Annotated in this window: 24 protein-coding genes; 13 read left to right on the forward strand and 11 right to left on the reverse strand. The window is 66.1% G+C overall.

What is annotated here, in order from left to right:
* Positions 1-2: 2 nt before the first annotated feature.
* On the reverse strand, positions 3-221 hold the full coding sequence (locus ACQ4MJ_RS11365) for a hypothetical protein (protein ID WP_055400951.1): 219 nt from the start codon (positions 219-221) through the stop codon (positions 3-5).
* A 418-nt stretch (positions 222-639) separates the two neighbouring features.
* Positions 640-2,298 (reverse strand): serine hydrolase domain-containing protein, encoded by a 1,659-nt coding sequence (locus tag ACQ4MJ_RS11370; RefSeq protein ID WP_431152610.1) that lies wholly within the window; start codon positions 2,296-2,298, stop codon positions 640-642.
* A 231-nt stretch (positions 2,299-2,529) separates the two neighbouring features.
* Between ACQ4MJ_RS11370 and serB the strand changes: the two genes are divergently transcribed.
* The 5 genes from serB (at position 2,530) to ACQ4MJ_RS11395 (ending at position 7,626) form a co-directional block, all read left to right on the forward strand.
* Positions 2,530-3,243 carry a phosphoserine phosphatase SerB gene (gene serB, locus ACQ4MJ_RS11375; RefSeq protein ID WP_121419666.1) on the forward strand — a complete coding sequence of 238 codons (714 nt, stop codon included), beginning with the start codon at positions 2,530-2,532 and terminating at the stop codon, positions 3,241-3,243.
* Between the two features lie 22 nt (positions 3,244-3,265).
* Positions 3,266-3,847, forward strand: coding sequence for a redoxin domain-containing protein (locus tag ACQ4MJ_RS11380; protein WP_431152608.1), 582 nt, complete (start codon positions 3,266-3,268; stop codon positions 3,845-3,847).
* 156 nt (positions 3,848-4,003) lie between these two features.
* Positions 4,004-4,468, forward strand: coding sequence for a (2Fe-2S)-binding protein (locus ACQ4MJ_RS11385; protein ID WP_431152607.1), 465 nt, complete (start codon positions 4,004-4,006; stop codon positions 4,466-4,468).
* A complete protein-coding gene (locus tag ACQ4MJ_RS11390) occupies positions 4,465-6,573 on the forward strand; it encodes a molybdopterin cofactor-binding domain-containing protein (RefSeq protein ID WP_431152606.1) in 2,109 nt (702 codons plus the stop codon). The genes ACQ4MJ_RS11385 and ACQ4MJ_RS11390 overlap by 4 nt, the downstream gene beginning before the upstream one ends.
* 30 nt (positions 6,574-6,603) lie before the next feature.
* A complete protein-coding gene (locus tag ACQ4MJ_RS11395) occupies positions 6,604-7,626 on the forward strand; it encodes a helix-turn-helix transcriptional regulator (RefSeq protein WP_431152605.1) in 1,023 nt (340 codons plus the stop codon).
* Between the two features lie 52 nt (positions 7,627-7,678).
* Here ACQ4MJ_RS11395 and ACQ4MJ_RS11400 read toward each other — a convergent pair whose 3' ends face one another.
* The gene (locus ACQ4MJ_RS11400) at positions 7,679-8,209 is read right to left on the reverse strand and encodes an RrF2 family transcriptional regulator (protein ID WP_055402311.1); all 531 of its coding nucleotides are present in this window, start codon (positions 8,207-8,209) and stop codon (positions 7,679-7,681) included.
* Positions 8,210-8,301: 92 nt separating this feature from the next.
* Between ACQ4MJ_RS11400 and ytfE the strand changes: the two genes are divergently transcribed.
* Both ytfE and ACQ4MJ_RS11410 read left to right on the forward strand, forming a co-directional pair.
* Complete coding sequence (ytfE, locus tag ACQ4MJ_RS11405; RefSeq protein ID WP_218299449.1) at positions 8,302-9,072, forward strand: iron-sulfur cluster repair protein YtfE; 771 nt, start codon at positions 8,302-8,304, stop codon at positions 9,070-9,072.
* Positions 9,069-9,509: a group III truncated hemoglobin gene (locus ACQ4MJ_RS11410; RefSeq protein ID WP_431152603.1), complete on the forward strand. Its 441-nt coding sequence runs from the start codon at positions 9,069-9,071 to the stop codon at positions 9,507-9,509. Before ytfE ends, ACQ4MJ_RS11410 begins: the two co-directional genes overlap by 4 nt.
* Before the next feature lie 33 nt (positions 9,510-9,542).
* Here ACQ4MJ_RS11410 and ACQ4MJ_RS11415 read toward each other — a convergent pair whose 3' ends face one another.
* Positions 9,543-9,716 (reverse strand): LiaI-LiaF-like domain-containing protein, encoded by a 174-nt coding sequence (locus ACQ4MJ_RS11415; RefSeq protein ID WP_171012331.1) that lies wholly within the window; start codon positions 9,714-9,716, stop codon positions 9,543-9,545.
* 37 nt (positions 9,717-9,753) lie between these two features.
* Positions 9,754-10,647: a LysR family transcriptional regulator gene (locus tag ACQ4MJ_RS11420; protein ID WP_121419660.1), complete on the reverse strand. Its 894-nt coding sequence runs from the start codon at positions 10,645-10,647 to the stop codon at positions 9,754-9,756.
* Positions 10,648-10,772: 125 nt separating this feature from the next.
* Between ACQ4MJ_RS11420 and ACQ4MJ_RS11425 the strand changes: the two genes are divergently transcribed.
* Together ACQ4MJ_RS11425 and ACQ4MJ_RS11430 are read left to right on the forward strand one after the other, a co-directional pair.
* Entirely contained in the window at positions 10,773-11,324 is a 552-nt protein-coding gene (locus ACQ4MJ_RS11425; protein WP_199731165.1) for a GNAT family N-acetyltransferase, read from the forward strand.
* Positions 11,321-12,415: a branched-chain amino acid ABC transporter permease gene (locus ACQ4MJ_RS11430; RefSeq protein ID WP_431152601.1), complete on the forward strand. Its 1,095-nt coding sequence runs from the start codon at positions 11,321-11,323 to the stop codon at positions 12,413-12,415. The genes ACQ4MJ_RS11425 and ACQ4MJ_RS11430 overlap by 4 nt, the downstream gene beginning before the upstream one ends.
* 8 nt (positions 12,416-12,423) lie before the next feature.
* Here ACQ4MJ_RS11430 and ACQ4MJ_RS11435 read toward each other — a convergent pair whose 3' ends face one another.
* From ACQ4MJ_RS11435 to ACQ4MJ_RS11445, 3 genes are read right to left on the reverse strand one after another with little or no spacing between them, the layout of a single operon-like run.
* The gene (locus tag ACQ4MJ_RS11435; RefSeq protein ID WP_431152600.1) at positions 12,424-12,651 is read right to left on the reverse strand and encodes a DUF3820 family protein; all 228 of its coding nucleotides are present in this window, start codon (positions 12,649-12,651) and stop codon (positions 12,424-12,426) included.
* Positions 12,652-12,664: 13 nt separating this feature from the next.
* Positions 12,665-13,027: a translation initiation factor Sui1 gene (locus tag ACQ4MJ_RS11440; RefSeq protein WP_431152599.1), complete on the reverse strand. Its 363-nt coding sequence runs from the start codon at positions 13,025-13,027 to the stop codon at positions 12,665-12,667.
* Entirely contained in the window at positions 13,024-13,494 is a 471-nt protein-coding gene (locus ACQ4MJ_RS11445) for a DUF2721 domain-containing protein (protein ID WP_121506890.1), read from the reverse strand. Before ACQ4MJ_RS11445 ends, ACQ4MJ_RS11440 begins: the two co-directional genes overlap by 4 nt.
* A 214-nt stretch (positions 13,495-13,708) precedes the next feature.
* Here ACQ4MJ_RS11445 and ACQ4MJ_RS11450 point away from each other — a divergent pair, with 214 nt between their 5' ends.
* Positions 13,709-14,989, forward strand: coding sequence for a DEAD/DEAH box helicase (locus tag ACQ4MJ_RS11450; RefSeq protein ID WP_121506891.1), 1,281 nt, complete (start codon positions 13,709-13,711; stop codon positions 14,987-14,989).
* A gap of 51 nt (positions 14,990-15,040) precedes the next feature.
* Here the strand turns inward: ACQ4MJ_RS11450 and ACQ4MJ_RS11455 are convergent, their stop codons facing one another.
* Positions 15,041-15,385 carry a DUF6172 family protein gene (locus tag ACQ4MJ_RS11455; RefSeq protein WP_431152598.1) on the reverse strand — a complete coding sequence of 115 codons (345 nt, stop codon included), beginning with the start codon at positions 15,383-15,385 and terminating at the stop codon, positions 15,041-15,043.
* Between the two features lie 91 nt (positions 15,386-15,476).
* Here ACQ4MJ_RS11455 and ACQ4MJ_RS11460 point away from each other — a divergent pair, with 91 nt between their 5' ends.
* Positions 15,477-16,763 carry a sensor domain-containing diguanylate cyclase gene (locus tag ACQ4MJ_RS11460; RefSeq protein ID WP_228894632.1) on the forward strand — a complete coding sequence of 429 codons (1,287 nt, stop codon included), beginning with the start codon at positions 15,477-15,479 and terminating at the stop codon, positions 16,761-16,763.
* 18 nt (positions 16,764-16,781) lie between these two features.
* Here ACQ4MJ_RS11460 and ACQ4MJ_RS11465 read toward each other — a convergent pair whose 3' ends face one another.
* Together ACQ4MJ_RS11465 and ACQ4MJ_RS11470 are read right to left on the reverse strand one after the other, a co-directional pair.
* Positions 16,782-16,985 (reverse strand): hypothetical protein, encoded by a 204-nt coding sequence (locus ACQ4MJ_RS11465; RefSeq protein WP_055402288.1) that lies wholly within the window; start codon positions 16,983-16,985, stop codon positions 16,782-16,784.
* Between the two features lie 63 nt (positions 16,986-17,048).
* Entirely contained in the window at positions 17,049-18,701 is a 1,653-nt protein-coding gene (locus ACQ4MJ_RS11470; protein ID WP_055402286.1) for a methyl-accepting chemotaxis protein, read from the reverse strand.
* 296 nt (positions 18,702-18,997) lie between these two features.
* On the opposite strand from ACQ4MJ_RS11470, the gene pstS reads away from it, so the two are divergent.
* Together pstS and ACQ4MJ_RS11480 are read left to right on the forward strand one after the other, a co-directional pair.
* Entirely contained in the window at positions 18,998-20,068 is a 1,071-nt protein-coding gene (gene pstS / locus ACQ4MJ_RS11475; RefSeq protein WP_431152597.1) for a phosphate ABC transporter substrate-binding protein PstS, read from the forward strand.
* 99 nt (positions 20,069-20,167) lie between these two features.
* On the forward strand, positions 20,168-21,700 hold the full coding sequence (locus ACQ4MJ_RS11480; RefSeq protein ID WP_431152596.1) for a CYTH and CHAD domain-containing protein: 1,533 nt from the start codon (positions 20,168-20,170) through the stop codon (positions 21,698-21,700).
* Positions 21,701-21,751 lie beyond the last annotated feature (51 nt).

Genomic DNA, 21,751 nt, shown 5'->3' on the forward strand with positions numbered 1-21,751 from the left:
TCTTAGCCTAGCGCCAGACTGTCCGCATCGAACGACGGTGGTCGCAAAAGGTCCTCGTCGATGCCCATCACTTTGCTGGCGCGCTCCAGGGCCTGCCACAGGGGCGCAGGCATCTGCAGTATTTCTTCGGGAGAGGCTGACTGCGCAATCCATGCGCTGATGTCAACGTGCTGCTCGGCGGTGAGCAAGTCCAGGTGCAGCATTTCGTCAATGGTCTTCATCGGTGGTCTATCGGTGGCGGGTCTAGGAGGCTGTCGGACTTGGAAATCGTCGGCTGCAAATCGACCGCAGCGGTCCATTTTTTTACCGTCTTTTTGCCCCATAGCCGGGCTATGGGGCTGCAAATCCGGCAAAAACTGTCCTCGCTGGGGCCGATTTTCGCTTTCGACGCTCCAAGTCCGACAGCCTCCTAGCTGGCGAATGCCCCGCTGGCGCTGGGGAGTGGAAGCCCAAGGCTACCTGACAACCATCAACATGCGGCTGAGAGCGCCAATATCAACCGGGGCGCGGCGAGCCGCCGGCGCTCGGGAAACGCGACCATCCAGCGCTGCTCATGGAAGAACCTGGCCAGAGCCGGGCTGGTCGCCGTGGCGCTGAACCTGGTAGCTTCATTGCCGATGGTCATGCAAAGCCGAAGCGCTACTCCCCGCGCCCCCGCACCTGCGCCTTGAACCCCCAGTTGTTCTCCAGCCCCACATTCACCGCCTTCCCGCCGTCCTCGAATTTCAGCGTGACCACGGTGACCTCGCCATCCGCCACCGAGCGCGAGATGAGCTGAAAGGTCTGCGCATCAAGCCAGTGGCCCTTGATGGCGATGACCGCATTGGGTCCCTGCTGCGCGGTGCGGTACTTCCCATCCAGGCCCAGCGGGCCGGCAACCGGCTCGCGCGGCAAATCGGGGCGGCTGCTGTCGAAGGTGACCTCATAGCGCGGGTTGGCAGGCGTGAGATCCAGCACCAGGCGCTGGATGCCCATGCCGTTGCGCTCCAGCAGCCAGGCCTTGCGCGAAACGGTGGCGGCCAGTTCGGGCGTGGTGGTGGGGATGGCGCTGGGCTTTTCCACCCCGGCGTCGCGGATACGGGCGGCCAGATGGTCCTGCCCGGCAGCGTCGGCAGGCAGGGGCTCGCGCGAGCGCACTGCGGCGGTGATCTGGTCGATGAACAGGGGCAGCGGGTAGTGGCGCCGGCCGGTCACGGCGACAACCACGTCGAGGTCGGGCAGCACCACGATGAGCTGGCGGTTGAAGCCGGCCGTGAAGTACGCGCGCCTGGAAGGGATGCTCCACCAGCCGTTGGCGTACTTGAAGGAGGGCGCCCCGTTGCTGGTGCCAAAACCCATGTCCACCACGGGATTGAAGACCTGCTCCACCCAGGCGGCGGGCAGCAGCTGGCGGCCGTTCCACTGGCCCATGCGCAGGTAGAGGTAGCCGATGCGCGCCATGTCGCGCGGGTGCAGGTACAGGCCCCAGCCGCCGACCTCCAGGCCCTGCGGGTCCTTGCGCCAGCGGACGTCGGTGATGCCCAAGGGGCCGAACAGGCGTTTTTGCGCATAGGCCAGGGTGCTGCCGCCGGTCTTGTGCACCAGGATGGCCGAGAGCAGATGGGTGTTGCCACTGTTGTAGTTGAAGCCCGTGCCGGGCGCCTGGGCCATGGGCCGGTCGAGCACAAAGCCCTGCCAGTCGCGCGTGCGGGTCAGCTGCAGCATGGTCTCGGGCACGGCGTCGCTGAGCGGCTCGATCCAGTTCAGGCCCGAGGTCATGTCCAGCAGGTGGCCCACAGTCATGGCCTTCTTGGAGGCATCGGCGTTGGCGACCTTGCGGTCAGCAAAGAAATCGAGCACAGGCGCATCGCGCGAGGCGATCAGCCCGTCCTGGATGGCCATGCCGGTGAGCGTGGCGACGACACCCTTGGTGGTGGAATTGACGGCATGCTTGAGCCCCTCGCGGTACGGGGCATAGAAGGCCTCGGCCACCAGGCTGCCGTGTCGGGTGACGAGCAGGCTGTCCATGCCCTGCGCTGCGCCAAAGTCGACGAGCTTGGCCAGCGCTGCGGAGTCCATGCCCTGCGCCTCGGGCGTGCTTTCTGCCCAGTCGTCAGCAGGCCAGATAGCGGCGAGAGGGGCTTCGGCAGCCGATGCAGCGGGGGATGCGGCAGGTGATGCGGGGGCCGCTGCATCCTGCGCTCCCGCTGGGGTAAAAGGCACCGCCGCGCTGGCCAGCAGTACGGCCGTGGCCTGCCTGCGGTTGATCCATGTCGCGGAGACTTTCTCTCCCGCGTTGCCGTCTCTGTGCATGGCCATCGTCAGTACCCTCAGTGCATGTTGTGCAGAAATCATATGCGCCCATGGGCCCGTACTGCACATCGTCCGCATCCAAGGCAAACCCAAGAGCTGGAAGCAACCGCTCTCGGCCGCGAGCCGCGGAATTTATGCCCTGCGGGGCGATACGGTTTGGGGCTATCGAGTACGCAGGCGCGGGCGATACCATTGCAGGTTGTGCTCCCCCAAAAAAAACGACTCCCACGTTCTGCCATGACCCACGCTACCGAATTCGCGCCCGGCCTTGTTGTCCAGGGCATTGAAGCCCCCCTGTCCCTGTCGAGCTACAAGCTCATCGCGTTTGACATGGACTCCACCCTCATCAACATCGAGTGCGTGGACGAAATCGCCGACGCCGCAGGCCGCAAGGCCGAGGTGGCCGCCATCACCGAAGCGGCCATGCAAGGCGTGATCACCGACTACAAGGAAAGCCTGCGCCAGCGCGTGGCCCTGCTCAAGGGCGTGACGGTGCAGCACATGGAACAGGTGTTCACCGAGCGCCTGCGCTTCAACCCAGGCGCCAAGGAGCTGATCACCGCCGCCAAGGCTGCAGGCCTGACGACGCTGCTGGTCTCTGGCGGTTTCACCTTTTTTGCCGACCGCGTGAAGGCCGGGCTGGGCATTGATTTCGCCCGCTCCAACATGCTCGAAGTGCAAGATGGCCAACTCACCGGCCGCATGGTGGACCAGGCCTGGGGCGACATCTGTGATGGCGCCGAAAAGCGCCGCACGTTGCTGGAAGTGGCTTCGCTCATGGGCATCTCGCCCCAGCAGGCGATTGCCGTGGGCGATGGCGCCAATGACCTGCCCATGATGGGCGCGGCGGGCCTGTCGGTGGCCTACCACGCCAAGCCCGCCGTGCGCGCGCAGGCCAAGGTGGCCATCAACCAGGGCGGGCTCGACCGGCTGCTGGAAGTGCTGCGCTGATTCGCGACACCACAGCCCCGCCATGCTGAAGGCCCTTGCCACCCGTGCCGCGCAGTCCTTGCGCAAAAGCTGGAAGCAGCACCTGGCCACCCTCGCGCTCGCCTGGGTCGCCATCGTGGCGGTAGACACCTGGCGCACGCGCGACCTGCCCCAGGGCCCTGCGCCCGATGTGGCGCTGGTGATGGCCCCCAGCGCTGGCGCCACCGCCCCCACCACCCTGGCCCAGTGGCGCGCGCAGCACCCCGGCCAGGCCGTGGCCGTGCACTTCTGGGCCGAATGGTGTTCCATCTGCAAGCTGGAAGAGCCCAGCATCGCCAGCCTGTCCGCCGACTGGCCCGTGCTGGGTGTAGCCATGCAGTCGGGCAACGCCGAAAAGGTGGCCCAGGTGCAGCGCCAGCGCGGCATGCCCTGGCAGACGGCGGTGGACCCGCAGGGCACCCTGTCACGCAGCTGGGGCGTGCGCGCCGTGCCCGCGCTGGTGGTCATCGACGCGCACGGCCAAGTGCGGTTCGCCACCTCGGGCTACACACCCGAATGGGCCATGCGCCTGCGGCTGTGGTGGGCGCAGACCATGCCGCAGTGGAGTGCAATGCTTCAAAAATGATAGCTTCTAGCGCTTGATGAACAAGCGCTGGAGGCCATTTTCATTCAAATCCCCAGCCCGACGCCAAAGTTGCCGCTCTGATCTGTTTGGCGCAGATCTTCAAGACCAACCGCCTCCGCCTTTGCACACTGGCCCCGTCACACCCACGGAGGCCCCATGCACATCACCCTGAACCAACAAGCCCAGCCGGTGCCTCCCGGCTGGGAGGACGAACCCCTGCTCTGGCTGCTGCGCGAGCCCCTGGGCCTCACGGGCACCCGCTTTGGCTGCGGCATGGGCCAATGTGGCGCCTGCACCGTCCTCATCGACGGCCAAGCGCAACGCGCCTGCCTGCAGACGGCGCGCGGGCTGCAAGGGCGCTCCATTACCACCATCGAAGGCCTGGCGGCACCCGCCGGCACGCTGCACCCCGTGCAACAGGCCTGGCTGGACCTGCGCGTGCCCCAGTGCGGCTATTGCCAGAGCGGCCAGATCATGGGCGCCGTGGCCTTGCTGCGCGCCACGCCCCGCCCGAGCGATGCACAGATCGACGCCGCCATGTCGGCCCACCTGTGCCGCTGCGGCACCCAGCACCGGGTGCGCGCGGCCATCCACCAGGCTGCTGACGGTGCGAAGCCATGAAGCGCCGCCAGTTTTTGGCAGCGGCAGGCGCCGGGGTACTCACCGTCACGCTGGCGGGCTGCAGCCTGGTGCCGGTGATCCCCAAGCGCCCCACTTCCACCGCCGACGACGCGCTGGGCTGGATACGGCACGAAAACGGCCGCTACACCCTGTGGCTGCCCAGCGCCGAAATGGGCCAGCAGATCAGCGCCGCCATGCAGGGCCTGGCCGCTGCCGAGCTGGGGGTGCCGCCCGCGCAGGTACACCTGCAACTGCCCAGCACCCGCCACATCGCCCGCGTGCGCGCCACCGTGGGCAGCGCCAGCGTGCAGGACTTTGCCCTGCCCCTGGCCCGCGCCTGCGCCACGCTGCGCGAGGCCCTGGCGCAAGGCCAGACCACGGGCACGCTGGCCGCGCGTGACATTGCGCCCAGCGCGCTGCGCAGCCTGCAGCCGCGCACCGGGGCCACCAAAGAAACTGCGGTGGCACCGGGCCAGCTGCACGCCCTCGTCACCGGCCAGCCGCTGTTTGCGGGCGACACGCGCCTGCCCGGCCTGCTCTATGGCCGCGTGCTGCGCGCACCGGTGTCGGCCGAAATCACCTCACGCCCGCAAGCGTGGGATGAGACGGCCGCCCGCGCCGACCCAGCCTGCGTGGCCGTGGTGCAGCACCCGCGCCTCGCGCAGATGGGCAGCCTGGGGCTGGGCATCGTGGCGCGCACGCCCTCGGCGCTCGACCGCATCGAGGCCGCGCTGGCCGTGCAATGGCAGGTGGAAGATGGCAGCGCATTCGAGCAGGCGGCCATCGACACGCGCATCGACATCGACACCCACCTGCGCCGGGGCGCGCTGCAGCACCGGCTGCGCAAGGACGACCTGCCCACAGACACAGCATGGACGCTGGACCTGCGCATGGACGTGCCCCTGGCCGCCCACGCGCCCATCGAGCCGCGCAGCGCAACGGCGCACTGGCTGGCCGCCGCAGACCAAGGCATCGCCCTGAAGGTATGGGCGGGCACCCAAGACCTGTTCTACATGCGCGACGTGCTCGCTCGCCAGCTGGGCCTGGATGCCGAACGTATCGAGGTGCAGGCCTGCCGCATCGGCGGCGGCTTTGGCGGCCGCACGCTGTGCACGGTGGAGCTGGAGGCCGCCGTGCTCGCCCAGGCTGCAGGGGCACCCGTCAAGGTGCAATGGAGCCGCGCGCAGGAGTTTGCCCAGGGCTTCCAGCGCCCGCCCTCCAGCCACCGTGTGCGGGCCCGCGTGCAAGGCGGGCGCATCACCCACTGGTGGCATGCGCTGGCCAGCAGCCACATCCTGTTCACACCCGCCGCCATGCCGGTGTGGATGCAAACCCTGGCCGACCTGGCGGGCGACAGCGGCGTGGCGCGCGGCGCACAAATGCCGTACGACGTGCCCCAGCAGCGCATCGAGTTCACCGCCCAGCGCCTGCCCGTGCACACAGGCCCCTGGCGCGGCCTGGGTGCGGGGCCCAACACCCTCGTGGTGGAGAGCACCATGGACGAATGCGCGCGCCACGTTGGGGCCGACCCGCTGGACTGGCGCCTGCAGCACACCACCGATGCACGCCTGGCGCAGGTGCTGCGCAGTGCCGCTGCAGAATCCAGATGGTCAGAGCGCCCCGCCAGCGACGCCACCACCTTGCGCGGGCGCGGCATCGCAGGCGGTATCTATAAGGGCGTGAGCTACGCCGCCGCCGTGGCCGACGTGGAGGTGCAACGCGCCACCGGCCAGGTGCGCGTAACGGCGCTGTGGTGCGCGCACGACTGCGGCCTGGTGCTGCAGCCTGACGGCGTGCGCGCGCAGACCGAGGGCAACCTCGTGTGGTGCCTGGGCATGGTGCTGCACGAGCAACTGCCCGTGGCCCGCTCGGGCGTGGCCGCTGCCAGCTTTGCCGACTACCCGCTGCCACGCATGGGCGACGTGCCGCCGCTGCATGTGCACCTGATCGACAGCAGCGCGCCGCCCACCGGTGCCGGAGAAACCGCCATGGTGGCCGGGGCTGGAGCGATCACCAACGCGCTGCGCGACGCCACCGGCGTGCGTTTTGCCCGCCTGCCGGTGCGCAGCGCGGATGTGCTGCGGGCCTTGAGCACGCGGAGCTGAATCAGGCAGCACCAACGGCACAATCCGCCCATGCAAGACTTTGCCAGCGCCGCCATGGTCCGCCTGCTGGTGCGCGCCATGGCTGCGCACGGGCTGGTGCCGCCACCGCCCCAACCGGGTGCCGACGGGCTGGCCGCCAGCCATGTGCCCCTGGCCTACAAACGCAGCGTGGTCGAAGCCGTGCTGCACCAGGGCGGCCTGGGCACACTGCTGCAACTGGCCCAACGGGTGGACCTGCTGGCGGGCGACCCGGTACACCGCGCCCTGCTGGGTGCGGCCAGCGTGCCTGAGCTGCTGACGCGCTGGCAGCGGCTGGAGCGGTATGTGCATTCGCGCCACCAGGTCAGCGTCACCGCCAGCGCCCCGGGCACGCTGGCACTGCGCCACCACGCGCGCCCCGGTGTGCGAGAAGAACCTCACCCCACCGAAAGCCTGGCCGTGCTGGGCGTGCTGGTGGGTGCCAGCCAGGCCCTGAGCGTGCGCGGCTTGCGGGTGGAGATCGGCGCGCCCGAGGCCGCAGGCCACCGCGTGAACCTGCGGATGGAAGCCCCTGTCGCCAACCCGACGGAACTGCACGCGCAACTGGCACCGCTGGCCGCGCGAAGGTTGCTAGGCCATTGGACCTTGCACTGGGAACCTCACGACGGCAAGGCACCCACAACCCCCACCTCGCAGCCCCAGCCCGCCACCCACCTGTGCGACGCCTTGCCCTGGCCGCCGCTGGCGCACCAGCTGGCGCGCCATGTGCTGCACGACCCGGCCGCGCAACACACGGTGGATGCACTGGCTCGGCACACCGGCCTGGCCCGCCGCAGCCTGCAGCGGGCGCTGACCGAACGCGGCCTGAGCTGCCGCCACATCGTGACCGAGGCACGCGCGCGGGTGGCCGCGCAATGGCTGCTGGAGAGCCCGCATGGCCTCGCAGAAATCGGGTTTGCGTGCGGCTTTGCCGATCAGCCCCACTTCACACGCGAATTTGCACGCCATGTGGGCCTGACCCCGGCGCGCTACCGGCAGGCATTTGCAGTCAGAGGCATGCAAGGGTCGGATTAACTATCAATTTGATAGCAAAAAATCGATATCTATCGAGCGCAATGGGCCATTTTTATTCAATATTTTCGGCTTTGGAGGGCAACCCGGCCACGGGTGCTCGCTTGCGCATGGCGCCGCCGCCCCGGGGCAGCGCCACCGTGGGCAGCAGGGCGCGTGCAGCCGACCCACCCGCAGCGGCCGGTGCCATCAGGTCGGCCAGCGTCACGCTGTCCAGCACCGCCAGGTAGGCCTGCATGGCCTGCCACAGCACGCCCTTGAGGCGACAGTGGTTGCTCAGGCGGCACTGGTTGGTGCCGGGATCAAAACATTCCACCAGGTTGAAGTCGGTCTCGGTGGCACGCACCACGGCGCCGATGTTGATGGCCGACGCCGGCACCATCAGCCGCATGCCACCGCCCCGCCCGCGCGTGGTCTCCAGCAGCCCTTGGGCGGCCAGCTGCTGCACGATCTTCATCAGGTGGCTGCGCGAGATGCCGTAGCCCTCGGCCACCTCGATGATCGTTACAGGTTGCTCGCGGCCTTCGGTGGCTGCGCAGTACATGAGCACGCGCAGCGTGTAGTCGGTCCATTGGGTCAGGCGCATGGTTTTTGCCGCAGGTCAATTGAAAGAGGTATGCAGGACGAATTTTATTGAATAAAATATTCACATCAAATGAATCTTTAAAAGGACCTGCCATGAATGCCCGTGTTGACCATCTGGAAGCTGCCTCCGCCCACCCCGCCCCGCTCAGCGCCGACCAGCAGATCGGCCAGATCGCGGTGCAACTGCCCGGTGCCACGGCGGTTTTTCGGCGGCTCAAGCTCGACTTTTGCTGCGGCGGCCAGGTGAGTCTGGCCAAGGCGGCTGCCGACAAGGGGCTGGATGCCAACGCCGTGCTGGCCGAGCTGGCGGCCTTGCAACGCAGCGACGCCGTGCCCGAAGCCGCATCGCCCAGCGCACTGATCGACCACATCCTGGCGCGCTACCACGAGGTGCACCGCCAGCAGCTGCCCGAGCTGATCCGCATGGCCCGCCGCGTGGAGGCCGTGCACCGCGACAACCCCCATGTGCCCGCCGGACTGGCCGACCACCTGGAAACCATGCACGAGGAGCTGCTCTCGCACATGCTCAAGGAAGAGCAGGTGCTGTTCCCCATGCTCAAGAGCGGCGGCAACCCCTTTGTGGGCCAGCCCATCGGCATGATGCGCGCCGAACACGTGGACCACGGCGAAGCGCTGGACAAGCTCAACGCCCTGACCAACGACGCCACGCCCCCACAAGGCGCGTGCAACACCTGGCGCGCGCTGTATGCAGGCATTGCCCAGCTGGGCGATGACCTCATCAACCACATCCACCTGGAGAACAACGTGCTGTTCCCGGCGTTCGAAGCCGGCGCAGCGCCCTCGTCGCAAGGTTGCGGTCCGTCAGGCTGCGCGTGCAGCGGCGGGGGCACACTGCAGGCATGAACCTGCAAACCACTTCACCCGAGGGTCTTGGGGCACACGCACCACCCAGCGTGGAAAGCATCACGCAGCTGGTGCATGGCTTTTACGGCGATGTGCGCCAGGACCCGCTGCTGGGGCCCGTGTTTGAAAAGGCCTTGCACGGCCAGTGGGACGCCCACCTGCAGCGGCTCGTGGACTTCTGGAGCACGGTGGCACTGGGCACGCGCAGCTTCAAGGGCGACGTGTTTGGCAAACACATGGCGCTGGAGGGCGTGACTCCCGCCCACTTTGCCGCCTGGGTGGGGCTGTGGCAGCAGCACACCAGCCGCCTGTTTGCCCCCGAGGTGGCGCACGACCTGCAGGTAGCGGCACACGGCATTGCGCGCAATTTGTTCCGGGGTTTCTTTGGCAGCGACCCGGCGTTTGTGACGCCGCACAGCGGGCACGGCGAGCGCTGAGCCCAGGCCTTTGCCTGGGTCTTTGCGCCAGGGCTACTTCTTCTTGTCGCCCGGTGTGAAGAACAGCGCCAGGCCCACCGCGATCAGCGCCACCGGCCACCACACCCGCAGCAGCTCGCGCAGACTGATGCTGATCAGCCCCAGATTGGTCAGCAGAAAAAACACGCCCAGCACGACCAGAACAATGGCAGCGATATGGCCCTTCATGTGCATTCCCTCGGAGTAGTTGTGTATCTGAGGGCGATTATGGCGGGCCGGACAGCCGCGCCCCCAGGTGGTCCACAAACACACGCACCTTGGGGGACAAATGCCTGCTGGATGGCCACAGCGCGCGGAACTGGCGGCTGGGGCCCATGTCCTGCTCCAGCACACTGACCAACCGGCCATCGGCCAGGGCATCACGCACCAGAAAGTCGGGCAGACAGGCAATCCCGAGCCCGCGCAACGTGGCGCCCAGAACCGCCTCGATGTTGTTGCAGGCAAGTACGGTGCGCAGGCGCGGCTCGGCGCTGGCCACGCCCTCGCGCCAAGGCCAATCGAGCAGCTTGCCGGAGTCCGGATGGCGAAACCGCACGCAGGCGTGCTGTTCCAGATCGCGCATGGCCGCAGGCGTGCCATGGCGCGTCAGGTAGGCCGGGGCTGCGCATAACAGCAGCCGGAAGGCCTGCAACGGGCGCGAGACAAGGCGGGAGTCGCGCAGGTCACCGCTGCGGATGGCCACGTCAATGCCCTCGTCGATCAGATCGACCGCGCGGTCGCTGAAATTGATGTCCAGTTCCACCTCTGGGTGGCGGGTCAGAAACTCCGGCACCAGGGGGATCAGGAAGTGGTACCCCACGATGGGCGCGCTCACCCGCAGCCGCCCACGGGGGGCCTCGCGCGACAAGGACAGCATGGCCTGCGCATCGTCCAGGTCATCCAGGATGCGCCGACAGCGTTCGTGAAACAGATGTCCCTCTGCCGTGAGCTGGATGCGCCGGGTACTGCGCTGCAAGAGTCGCACACCCACCTCCTGCTCCAGCCGCGCCACGCCCTTGCCCACGGCAGACGCGGATATCGCGAGCGCCCGTCCTGCCGCCACAAAGCTGCCAAGTTCCGCCGTTTTGACAAAGGCCAACATGCCGCTGAGCTTGTCCATCTGCCCTCACGTGATTGCTTGATACGGTCAATTCAAGCGATTTGGTCCGCAATGAAAGGAATGGGAGTTACTTTTTCCACCATTCAGGCCAGTTTAACCTTTGCCAAGTCCACAAAACCCGCACCATGCCCACTCCGTTGTTCATTCGCGCCGCAGTCGGCAGTCCCTGTGCTGTCCACGATTCGCTGCTTGGCCTGCAAGCTGAATACCTGGCCTGGGTATACGGCGAGATGGCGCGGAGCTTTTCCGCCCTTCCCACCCGCGATGCGGGACAGCCCCACACTGAAGGCAACGCCGACGTGATTCAGGCGCTCTGCGCCGGGCGCACACCGGGCAGCGTTTTCTATCTGATGGAGGTCGATGGCGAAGCCGCCGGCATGTGTGGCCTACGTAGCCTGGGCGGCAACACCGCCGAGATCAAGCGCCTGTATGTCCGCCCTGCCTACCGGGGCATGCAGCTCGGGTCGTCCGCACTGCGCAGGCTGCTCGCCGACGCCCGTCTTTGGGGATACACCCGCATCTGCCTGGACACCGCCTTGTTCATGCAGGCTGCGCACTGTCTGTACGAAGCCCACGGCTTTACCGACTGTGCGGCCTACGAAGGCACCGAGGTGCCCGCCGCGCTGCAGGGCCAATGGCGCTTCATGCACCGCGCCATCACCCATCCTTGCCCATGAAAACGCTCTCCGCACGGCATGCCAGGCGCGCAGGCCTGGCAGCCATACTGCTCCTGCTGCCCCTGGTGCTGCAAAGCCTCGGACACCACTGGGTGCGTGTCGCAGACACCAGCCTGCTGTACGTGATGCTGGCGCTGGGCCTGAACGTCGTGGTGGGCTATGCGGGCCTGCTGGACCTGGGCTACGTCGCCTTCTACGCCCTGGGCGCCTACCTGTTCGCGTTGCTGACCTCACCGCACCTGACCGACCACTTTGCCTGGATCGCGGCGCTGTTCCCGAACGGGCTGCACACCCCCTGGTGGGTGACCATCCCGCTGGGCGCGGCGCTGGCCGCCATCCTGGGCATACTGCTGGGGGCGCCCACGCTGAGGCTGCGCGGTGACTACCTGGCGGTGGTCACGCTGGGCTTTGGCGAGATCGTGCGCCTGCTGGTCATCAACCTGGGCCACCCGGTCAACATCACCCACGGCGCCCAGGGCCTGGGGCTGATTGACCCGGTCCGCATCCTGGGAGTGGACCTGGGCCAGCCCCTGGTCGTGGCAGGCCACGAAGTAGCCTCCGTCACCCTCTACTACTACCTGTTCCTGACTCTGGTGCTGATCACCATCGTGATTTGCAAGCGCCTTCAGGATTCACGCATTGGCCGCGCTTGGATGGCCATCCGCGACGACGAGACTGCCGCGCGGTCCATGGGCATCAATACCCGCAATCTCAAGCTGCTGGCTTTTGGCGTGGGGGCCAGCTTTGGCGGAATCACCGGTGCCATGTTTGCTGCTTTCCAGGGCTTTGTTTCGCCCGAAGCCTTCAGCCTGAACGAGTCCGTGCTCATCGTGGCCATGGTGGTGTTTGGGGGCATGGGCCATATCCCGGGCGTGGTGTTGGGCGCAGTGCTGCTCGCGGCCCTGCCCGAAATGCTGCGCTATGTGGTCGGCCCTTTGCAGGCCGCGACCAACGGGCAGCTGGACGCCGGCGTGGTGCGCCCGCTGCTGATTGCGCTGGCGATGATCGTCACCATGCTGTGGCGCTCCAGTGGCCTGTGGCCGACGCCCGACAAGGCACAAGCACCCGGATCAACCGGGCATAGCAGGTGACTTGCGGATCAGGCCTCTGCAGCACCGGCCCCTCGCAACGGCTTGAGCAGATCCGACAGCCCATTGTGGTCAATCTCGTGCATCAGCGCCAGCAATTGCCCCAGCTCGCCTTTGGGGAAGCCCTCGCGCGCAAACCAGTTCAGGTAGTTGCCGGGCAGATCGGCCAGCAACGTGCCTTTGTATTTGCCGTAGGGCATCTCGGTGGTGACCAGGCGCTGCAATTTTTCCGAGTCCATCGGACAGCCCTCCTCAGCCGCCGGAGCGCTTGACCTTGTGGCCCAGCTTTTGCAGTGCGGCCATCACGCGCTCCACATGGTCGCCCTGCACTTCGATCACGCCGTCCTTCACCGTGCCACCGCTGCCGCAAGCGGCTTTGAGCTGCTTGCCCAGCTGTTCCAGTGCGGCCGCGTCCACCAGCACGCCCTTGACCAGGGTCACAGCCTTGCCGCCCCGGCCTTTGGTTTCACGGGATACGCGCACGATGCCGTCGCCGGTGGGCAAAGGCTTGTTCTGCTTGCAGGTGCACTGCGCCACGGGCTGGCGGCAGTCGGGGCACATGCGGCCGGACTCGGTGGAATACACCAGGCCGCCCAGGTCAGCCAACGACTTCATGGCTTTTTTCCTTCCACCTCTTGCTGCAGCATGTGAAAGTTGAGCAGCCGGGTGGCCAGCATGGTCTCGGTCAGAAAACACACCAGCGCCAGCAAAAACGACGCCACCCCCGCCAGAAAACCCGCCACGGCCAAGCGGTTGGACTGGAAGTTGGTGGTCTCGCCGAGGAACAGCAGGATGATGGTGATGCCGATCAGGAACGCACAGAACGTGAGCAGCCCGATGCAGCCATTGGCCAGCCGCCCACGCAGCCGCAGGTCGGCCAGTTCGTTGTAGGCGCGGGCCAGAAACTCGGGCTCAGTGTTGGCGCGGGCGCGGTCTTCCACCACGCGGGCCCGGTCGATGATGCGGGCCAACCGGCCCGCCACAGCGCCAATCATGCCGGACACGGCCGTGAGCAAAAACACGGGGGCCACCGCCAGCTGGATGCCGTGGGTGATGGCAGAGGAGTCAAGGGTGAGGGCCATGGTGCTTGGGAAATAAAGGAAAAACCGGCGAACCGCCGGTGGCCCAATTATCAGGGTGATGGCGCGCGCAGCCAGGCTCAGCGGCGCACGGCCTTGACTGCCTGACGCGCGTGCAGGGGCTTAGGCAGCAACTGCGGCGACAATCGCCCCATCCCTTTCCCCCCAATCGCGCTGTTGTGCGTCCCCCTTTCAACGCCGCCCCAGCGCTGCCTCCATGCCCTTTGCCTCCCTCGGTTTGTCCCCTGCCCTTGTCCACGCTGCAGAAAAAGCGGGTTTTGTAGCGCCCACGCCCATCCAGGCGGGGGCCATCCCGGCCATCCTGCAGGGGGCTGATCTGCTGGGAGCCGCCCAGACGGGTTCGGGCAAGACAGCCGCTTTTGCCCTGCCCTTGCTGCAGCAGCTGCAGCTGAGCGCCACCGGCGGCCCACGCCGGGTGCGCGCCCTGGTGCTGGTGCCCACGCGCGAGCTGGCCGCCCAGGTGGGCGAGGTGCTGCGCAGCCTGGCACAGCACCTGCAGCAGCCGCTGAAAGTGGCCATTGTGTTCGGCGGCGTCTCGATCAACCCGCAAATGCTGGGCCTGCGTGGCGGCGCAGACATTGTGGTGGCCACGCCGGGCCGCCTGCTGGACCTGGTAGACCACAAAGCGCTGCGCCTGTCGGCCGTGGCGCACCTGGTGCTGGACGAGGCCGACCGCCTGCTGGACCTGGGCTTTGCCGAAGAACTGCAGCGCGTGCTGGCGCTGCTGCCTGCGCAGCGGCAGAACCTGTTCTTCTCGGCCACCTTCCCTGCCGCCGTGCAAGCGCTGGCCGATGGCCTGCTGAACAACCCGTTGCGCGTGGAGGTGCCCCACACGCCGGGCAACGAACCGGCCATCGAGCAACGGGCCATTGCGGTGGACGCCGTGCGCCGCACCCAACTGCTGCGCCATCTGGTCAAGGAACACAACTGGTCGCGCGTGCTGGTGTTTGTGGCCACGCAATACGCTGCCGAGCATGTGGCCGAAAAGCTCTACAAAGCGGGTATCTTTGCCACGCCCTTCCACGGCGGCCTGAGCCAGGGCGCGCGCAAACAGGTGCTGCAGGAGTTCAAGGATGAACGCTGGCAGGTGGTGGTGACCACCGACCTGGCCGCACGCGGCATCGACATTGCGCAGTTGCCTGCGGTGGTCAATTACGACCTGCCACGCTCGGCCGTGGACTATGTGCACCGCATCGGCCGCACGGGCCGCGCGGGCGAAAGCGGTGTGGCCGTGAGCTTTGTGACGGCCGATGCCGAAGCACATTTCCGCCTCATCGAAAAACGTCAGCACCTCACCATCCCGCGCGAACACATTGCGGGTTTTGAACCCACCGAGGCCCCTGCGCCCGCGTCATCCGCAGATCCCCAGGGCACCGGCGGCATCAAGGGCAAGCGGCCCAGCAAAAAGGACAAGCTGCGCGCAGCAGCGGCTGCAGTTACCGAAGCGCCCCCCGCCGCCCACAAAAAAGGCTCCTGAAAGGAGCCTTTGGAAGCGCCGTGAAGGGCGGCCGCCCAAGCAGCCTGAGTTTCAGACCTCTTCGTCGCCCTCGTCCATACCATCCTCATCAGCGCCTTGCGGCTCGCCCGGCGCCCGTGGCGTGCGCTTGGCGGGTTTCGCCAGGATCTCGACATAGAACTGCGCGCCGCCCTCAGCGGCCACACCGTTGATCAGCCCGGTCAAGGCCGACAGGTGCGCCACGGTGGCGTCTTCCTTGGTGCGACCAAACTGGCAGTCAAAGTCCCAAAAATCAGCGCCTTCGGGCAGGTCGCGGCGCCGTTCGCGCTTGATGTACTTGCGGATTTCGTGCTTGACGGCATCCAGAACGCGGTCCCGGTTCTTGCCTTCAACATGGAGTTGGAAAGTTTTTCTCATGGGTGATGGTACCGCCTGTGACAGATATGGATTCCCAGCCGGGCACCCCAGTGCCACAATGGTGCATTACTTTTGGTTACCGCCAAGCCCGATGTTCCACGACCTCAGTCTGCTGCACACACTGCCAGCGGCCGTGCTCGTCACGCAGGAGGGCGCCATCCGCTTTGCCAACGCTGCCAGCATGGCGCTGCTGGAAGCGCCCAGCACCGATAGCCTGATAGGCCGCCTCTCGGGCGATTTTGTGCATCCCATGGACCAGGTGCGCTCTACCAACCGCATCCAGCAGGTCGCTGTGCCCGAACAGGGCGGCCGGCCCAACAAATCGTCTGAATTTCGCATCCGCACACTGCAGGGCAACCTGCGCATGGTGCTCATCAGCAGCGTGGCTGTGGAGTGGAACGGAGCCCCCGCCGTGCTGATGTGTGGTCTGGACATGACCCACCAGAGCGAGATCGAGGCCCAGCTGCGCGAGAGCGAGCAGAACTTCCGTCGCCTTTTTGAGAACATGCAGGACGTCTACTACCGCACCGATGCCCAGGGCATCGTGCAACATGTGGGCCCTGGCGTGCGCCGGGTGCTGGGCTACGAGCCCCACGAAATCGAGGGCCGCACGGCCGAGTCGTACTACCCGCAAAGCACTGACCGAGACGCGTTCAAGGCCGCCATCATGGAGCATGGCGAGGTGTCGGATTTTCCGGGCCAGATGGTGAGGCGCGACGGCACCGTGATCGACATCTCCATCAGCAGCCACGCCTTGTACGACCATGCTGGCAATTTCGCAGGGGTGGAGGGCATTTACCGCGACGTGACGCAGCGCAAGAACCTGGAGCGCGAGCTGCAGCGCCTGGCCACCACCGACATGCTCACCGGCATGGCCAACCGCCGCGCATTTCTGGAATGTGCGGAGTCGGTGTATGCCCATTCACGCAGCAATGGCGAGCCGCTCACGCTGCTGATGCTGGACCTGGACCATTTCAAATCCATCAACGACCGTTTTGGCCACCTTGAAGGCGACCGCGCCCTGGTGGCGTTTGCGCAGGCCGTCAAAAACCAGCTGCGCGCCAGCGACACCGTGGGCCGACTGGGCGGCGAAGAGTTTGGCGTGCTGCTGCCGCTGACCAGCATGGCCGAGGGCCTGGAAGTGGCGAAACGCATCCTGCATGGCGTTCGCGCCCTGCAGCTGAGCGACGAGGCAGGCCACGCCTACGGCATCACAGCCAGCCTGGGCCTGAGCACCTTCCGCCAGGCAGACCGCAGCCTGCGCGACATGCTCGACCGCGCCGACCAGGCTCTGTACCTGGCCAAAAACCAGGGGCGCGACCAGATCGCTTCGCTGGAACCCTTGGGCGAACAGCCGAATCGCCAAGTAGCCGAATAACCTATCTGCGGCTGCGCCTTACCAACGCATGCGTTCCTGCTGCAGGTTCCACAGGCAGGCGGCAATCCGCAGCAGCATCTCCATCACCTGTTCAGAGCCGCTGCTCGACAGCTCCAGGCCATCAATGATCACGGCAAGCTGCGAGATGGCGTCTTCGGGCGCAGAGGCACCGCCCGTCCGCGCAATCTCGGCAATGGCGATGAGTACGTCTGTGCGGTTCATGGAGCATCTTCCCCATAGCAAAAGAATCTGATGACCTGCACCGCACCGGTCCTGTGCGTCCAGTCAGCGGGGTGCCAGGGACAATTGCTTGGGGGATGAAGCCCTTGCTGGCAGGGCAGGCAGTGGCTGCGTACCTCGGTAGCCTCCTTCGAAGGCATCCCCAGCGCCGTCAGGCGCCAGCCTGAACTGGTGAACGACCTCCAGCAGGCGCCTAACCTGGTTCTTCATGCCGGTGGATGCCGACGAACTGTCGTCCACCAGCGCGGCATTTTTCTGCGTGGCGGCGTCCAGCTGCCGCACGGCTTCGCCGATCTGCGCAATGCCGCGGGCCTGCTCCTGCCCCGCATCCTTGATCTCGCTGATGAGTTCCATCACCTCGTCCACACGCTGCACGGTGCTGGCCACCCGCTCGCCCGCCTGGCCCACCAGGGTGGACCCGCGCTCCACACCACGCACACTGGCAGCAATCAGGCCCCGAATCTCGCGGGCGGCCGTGCTGCTGCGCTGGGACAGTCCACGCACCTCGCCCGCCACCACGGCAAAGCCGCGTCCCTGCTCACCCGCGCGGGCCGCCTCCACCGCCGCATTGAGGGCCAGCAGGTTGGTCTGGAACGCGATGTCATCAATCACCTTGATGATGTCGGTGACCTTTTGCGACTGCACGCTGATCTCCTGCATGGTGGTGATCACGTCGCGCATCACACTGCCGCCCTCGTTGGCCACCTTGGCGGCCTCTTGGGCCAGCTCGGTGGCGCGGTGGGCGTTGTCCGTGTTGTGTTGCACGGTGATGGTGAGCTGCTCCATCGAGGCGGCCGTCTCCTGCAGGTTGGACGCCTGCACCTCGGTACGGCGCGCCAGGTCTTCGGTGCCGCCCGCAATCAGCACGGCCTCCTGTGCCACCGTTTCGGTGCTGGAGCGCACCTCGGTGATCACGCGCACCAGCTGGTGGTTCATCTCCCGCAGGGCGCCCAGCAGTTCTGCGGTTTCATCCGTGCCGCGCACATCGATCTGTGCGCTCAGATCGCCACCCGCCACCGTGCGGGCCAGCACCACCGCCTGGCGCAAAGGGCGCGAGATGGAGCGGGTGATGACCCACGCCATCGCAGCCCCCGCCACCAGGGCCAGCCCGGTGGCCGCCAGCATCCACCAGTGAATGGTGTTGCTCATCTCCCGTGCGCCGGCAAACTCTGCCGCCGCCACGTTGATCTGCAGGGCCACCAGCTTCTCGATGGCGTCCTGCACCTTGGCCGCATTGGGGCGGATCTGGTTGATATAAAGCTCGGAACCATCGTCGTACTTGCCTGCCACCAATGCCGAGGCAGCCGGGATGAGACCCTTGTCCAGGTAGGTGGCATTGGCATCGGCAAAGGCCTGCGCCAGACCTTGCTCCTCAGCAACCAGCGCCTTGCCGGAATACGCCGTCCACAGCGTGTGGATGCGCTCCACGTTGGCAGTCAACGCGGCGTGGCTGGCCTGCAGGTTGCTGGTACCCGGGTCCATCAGCATGTCCATCACCAGCACCCGGTTGCGCTGCGTCAGGTGGCTGATCTCTGCCAGCACGCCCAGGGGCACCGTGCGGTCACCATACAGCGCCGCGCTGCGCTCGGTCAGGCGCTTGGCACCGCTGATGCCCCCCGCAGCCAGTGCAGAAATCAGCAGCAAAAGCACTGCAAACGCCAGCGCCAGCCGGGTGCCAATCTTGATTTTTTGAAGCATCTGAATCTCTCATGAAGGTTCACTGGGCGGGCAGCCGGGTTCATTGCCACCGCATCAGCTGGCGCGCACGCCTTGCCAGCAAGGGCCCACGTCTGCCGCGGCTGATACTAATTGTTTCAAGTGACAAAATAATGACGATGGGATAAACATTCCCCATTCATTCCAGTGGTTAAAATCGGCGCCGCATTGACAAGCTGAGACTTCATAAATCACTCCGATGTCCCTCCCGGGCATAGGCTCATGGTCAGAATTTCACAGCCACATCCTTATTAATTAAAACCAACATACAAAAATCCATGAAATATATCTATGCCGTATTCATGCTGGCACTTGCACTGCTACAGGCGGACCAGGCCAGTGCACAAGCCGTAACGGGCGCGGGCTCGTCGGCCGCAGCCCCCATCTACCGCAGCTGGGCCAAGGCCTACGCCAGAGCCACCGGTTCCAGGGTGGACTACGACCCGGTGGGCTCCAGCGCAGGCATGAAAAAGATCCAGCAACAGGCCGTGGGCTTCGGCGCCACCGATGTCTACCCACCTGACAAGGACCTCATCGAACACGGCTTGCTGGCACTGCCCGTGGCCATCACCGGCATCAGCCCCATCGTCAACCTGCCCAAAGTCCAAAACGCACAGCTGCGCCTGACGGGCGAGGTGCTCAGCCGCATCTTCCTGGGTGAAATCAGCCGCTGGAATGCCCCCGAGATCACCGCGCTGAACCCCGAGACTCCGCTGCCCGACCTGCCCATCAAGGTGGTGGTGCGTGCCGACGGCTCGGGCACCACCTACAACTTCGCCGATTACCTGGGCAAGGTCAGCCCGAAATGGAAGGCTTCCCACGGTGCCAAGACCAGCATCCAATGGCCCGAAGGATTTCTGGCGTTCAAGGGGAGCGATGGGGTGGCCAAGGGTGTGCGCGACACGGCGGGTGCCATCGGCTATGTGGATTTTGGGTATGTGGCCGAATATGGCCTGGCATCGGTGCAGATGAAAAATGCCGAGGGTGTTTTTGTGAAACCCTCCATCGACGCTTTCAAATCCGCACTGGCCAACAGCGAGTGGCCAGCCACCGGGGCCTTCCACAATACGCTGACACAAAAACCCGGCAAAGCCGTGTGGCCCATCACCATGGGCACGTTTGTGGTGTTCCCCAAAGTCACTCAAAACCCAGAGCAAACCACCCTGGCCCTCAAATTCATTATCTGGTCGTTTCTCAATGGCGATACCCTCGTCCATGAAAACAATTTTGTTCGATTACCAGACCGGGTTCAGGCATCGGCTTTCAAGGCAATTACCTCCATCCGCGATAAAAATGGCACTCCGCTGGGCATGAGCCTGATTTCATCGTCCGCACCCTTGCAGCAATAATCTGGCACTCATGGTTTTCGCCTTTAAAATCATTCACTGGGATTTCTATTAATCTTTTACCGGCAGGCTCTGCCGCCCCCACCACCAGGCGCCGTCTTCATGGAAATCGAGTTCAAGTTCTGCATCCCCCCAGAGCGCCTGGCTGCGGTGCAGGCCGCCGCGCGCAGGGGCACACACGCGCACATCCGCATGGAGGCCCGCTACTTCGATACGCCCGATGCAGCGCTGTCGTCGCGTGGCATTGCTTTTCGGCTGCGCCGCGAGGGCGACCAGTGGGTGCAAACCGTCAAGGCCCTGGGCAACGGACCGCTGGACCGCGAGGAGCACAACGTGGACCGGGGCCACGCCACAGGCCCCGCCCCAGAGCCCCAGCCTGAGTTGCACGCAGGCACCGTGGCGGGCACACGGCTGCTGGGTGCTCTGCAGGCCGCCAGCGGCCCTCTGACCGAAACCTACGGCACCGAGATGGACCGCGTGACACGGGACATCGCCTTCAAGGGCGGTGTGGTGGAGTTGGCTCTGGACATCGGCCGGGTCATCGCCCATCGCGGCACGCCGCAGCAGAAAGAGGCCCGCATCTGCGAGCTGGAGCTGGAACTCAAGGCCGGCCCGCTGGCGGGCCTGGTGGCCATCGCCACCCGGTGGGCCACACGGCATGGGCTGTTTCTGAGCACGGTGTCCAAGGCTGAGCGAGGCGAGCGTCTGCTGGCCCCGCAATGGGCACGGCCCGCCACCAAGGCCACCCCGATGAAGGCCAGTGGCCTCCCAAAGCACTTCCTGAACGGGCGCGCGTTGCAGCGCGCGGCAGTGGCCCATTGCCTCCACCAGATCCTGGCCAACGCCAGCGAGATCGTCGAAGGCGGGGGCGATGAAGAGCATGTGCACCAGTTGCGCATCGGCATCCGCCGCTTACGCACCGCCTTGCGCGAGTTGGCGCCGTTGGCACCCGGCGCATTCGACCCCGCCTGGGAGCCGCCGCTGGTGGAGGTGTTCCAGCGCCTGGGCCAACTGCGCGACCAGGGGCAAGCCCTGCAGTCCATCGTTGCCGATCTGCGCGATGCGGGTGCGCCTGCCCTGGATGTGATTGTGGCGGCGGGGCACGCCCCCGCCCCATCCGCCGCCGCCGCCATCGTGCGCATGCCAGCGTTTCAGGCAGCGTTGATCGCCCTCATGGCGTTCACGGCCCAGGGCGAGGACGCCCCGCCGGCGGCCGCAGAAGAAGCCCTGGACGCGAAGGACACCCGCCGCCTGCTGCAGAAGCGATTGCGCCGCCTGCACGCCAAGGTGCGCCAAGGCTCCCAAGACTTTGCCGCCCTGCCGGTGGAGGAACAACACCGCCTGCGCAAGCGCTTGAAGCGTTTGCGCTACCTGACGGAATTTGTCGCGCCTGCACTGGACGCCGAGGGGGAATCGTTCCTCGCCAGCCTGCAGCCTGCGCTGACGGCTCTGGGCCGGCTGGGCGATGAACGGGTGGCCCGCGCGCTGTACAGCGACATCGCTGCCATGGACCCGCGGGCCTGGTTTGGCATGGGCTGGCTGACTGCACGGGAGGCGTTGACGGTGGCTGACTGCGAAAAGGCCTTGGCCCACCTTGCCGACATGCCCCGCCTGCGCAAGGCGGGCAAGCGCTGAGAGCGGTGGCTGCAGTAGACGCGCCGTACCCCCATCGCGGGGCACAGCGGG

Source organism: Acidovorax facilis, from assembly GCF_050626955.1.
GTDB lineage: Bacteria > Pseudomonadota > Gammaproteobacteria > Burkholderiales > Burkholderiaceae_C > Acidovorax > Acidovorax facilis.

Excerpts from the sequence above, each read along its gene's own strand:
- ACQ4MJ_RS11480 (WP_431152596.1), top strand. The coding sequence starts at position 20,168 with ATGGAAATCGAGTTCAAGTTCTGCATCCCCCCAGAGCGCCTGGCTGCG.
- ACQ4MJ_RS11415 (WP_171012331.1), bottom strand. The coding sequence starts at position 9,716 with ATGAAGGGCCATATCGCTGCCATTGTTCTGGTCGTGCTGGGCGTGTTT.
- ACQ4MJ_RS11440 (WP_431152599.1), bottom strand. The coding sequence starts at position 13,027 with ATGAAGTCGTTGGCTGACCTGGGCGGCCTGGTGTATTCCACCGAGTCC.
- ACQ4MJ_RS11445 (WP_121506890.1), bottom strand. The coding sequence starts at position 13,494 with ATGGCCCTCACCCTTGACTCCTCTGCCATCACCCACGGCATCCAGCTG.
- ytfE (WP_218299449.1), top strand. The coding sequence starts at position 8,302 with ATGAATGCCCGTGTTGACCATCTGGAAGCTGCCTCCGCCCACCCCGCC.
- ACQ4MJ_RS11395 (WP_431152605.1), top strand. The coding sequence starts at position 6,604 with ATGCAAGACTTTGCCAGCGCCGCCATGGTCCGCCTGCTGGTGCGCGCC.
- ACQ4MJ_RS11470 (WP_055402286.1), bottom strand. The coding sequence starts at position 18,701 with ATGCTTCAAAAAATCAAGATTGGCACCCGGCTGGCGCTGGCGTTTGCA.
- ACQ4MJ_RS11410 (WP_431152603.1), top strand. The coding sequence starts at position 9,069 with ATGAACCTGCAAACCACTTCACCCGAGGGTCTTGGGGCACACGCACCA.
- ACQ4MJ_RS11465 (WP_055402288.1), bottom strand. The coding sequence starts at position 16,985 with ATGAACCGCACAGACGTACTCATCGCCATTGCCGAGATTGCGCGGACG.
- ACQ4MJ_RS11400 (WP_055402311.1), bottom strand. The coding sequence starts at position 8,209 with ATGCGCCTGACCCAATGGACCGACTACACGCTGCGCGTGCTCATGTAC.
- ACQ4MJ_RS11460 (WP_228894632.1), top strand. The coding sequence starts at position 15,477 with ATGTTCCACGACCTCAGTCTGCTGCACACACTGCCAGCGGCCGTGCTC.
- serB (WP_121419666.1), top strand. The coding sequence starts at position 2,530 with ATGACCCACGCTACCGAATTCGCGCCCGGCCTTGTTGTCCAGGGCATT.
- ACQ4MJ_RS11365 (WP_055400951.1), bottom strand. The coding sequence starts at position 221 with ATGAAGACCATTGACGAAATGCTGCACCTGGACTTGCTCACCGCCGAG.
- ACQ4MJ_RS11370 (WP_431152610.1), bottom strand. The coding sequence starts at position 2,298 with ATGGCCATGCACAGAGACGGCAACGCGGGAGAGAAAGTCTCCGCGACA.
- ACQ4MJ_RS11455 (WP_431152598.1), bottom strand. The coding sequence starts at position 15,385 with ATGAGAAAAACTTTCCAACTCCATGTTGAAGGCAAGAACCGGGACCGC.
- pstS (WP_431152597.1), top strand. The coding sequence starts at position 18,998 with ATGAAATATATCTATGCCGTATTCATGCTGGCACTTGCACTGCTACAG.
- ACQ4MJ_RS11430 (WP_431152601.1), top strand. The coding sequence starts at position 11,321 with ATGAAAACGCTCTCCGCACGGCATGCCAGGCGCGCAGGCCTGGCAGCC.
- ACQ4MJ_RS11390 (WP_431152606.1), top strand. The coding sequence starts at position 4,465 with ATGAAGCGCCGCCAGTTTTTGGCAGCGGCAGGCGCCGGGGTACTCACC.
- ACQ4MJ_RS11450 (WP_121506891.1), top strand. The coding sequence starts at position 13,709 with ATGCCCTTTGCCTCCCTCGGTTTGTCCCCTGCCCTTGTCCACGCTGCA.
- ACQ4MJ_RS11385 (WP_431152607.1), top strand. The coding sequence starts at position 4,004 with ATGCACATCACCCTGAACCAACAAGCCCAGCCGGTGCCTCCCGGCTGG.
- ACQ4MJ_RS11425 (WP_199731165.1), top strand. The coding sequence starts at position 10,773 with ATGCCCACTCCGTTGTTCATTCGCGCCGCAGTCGGCAGTCCCTGTGCT.
- ACQ4MJ_RS11435 (WP_431152600.1), bottom strand. The coding sequence starts at position 12,651 with ATGGACTCGGAAAAATTGCAGCGCCTGGTCACCACCGAGATGCCCTAC.
- ACQ4MJ_RS11420 (WP_121419660.1), bottom strand. The coding sequence starts at position 10,647 with ATGGACAAGCTCAGCGGCATGTTGGCCTTTGTCAAAACGGCGGAACTT.
- ACQ4MJ_RS11380 (WP_431152608.1), top strand. The coding sequence starts at position 3,266 with ATGCTGAAGGCCCTTGCCACCCGTGCCGCGCAGTCCTTGCGCAAAAGC.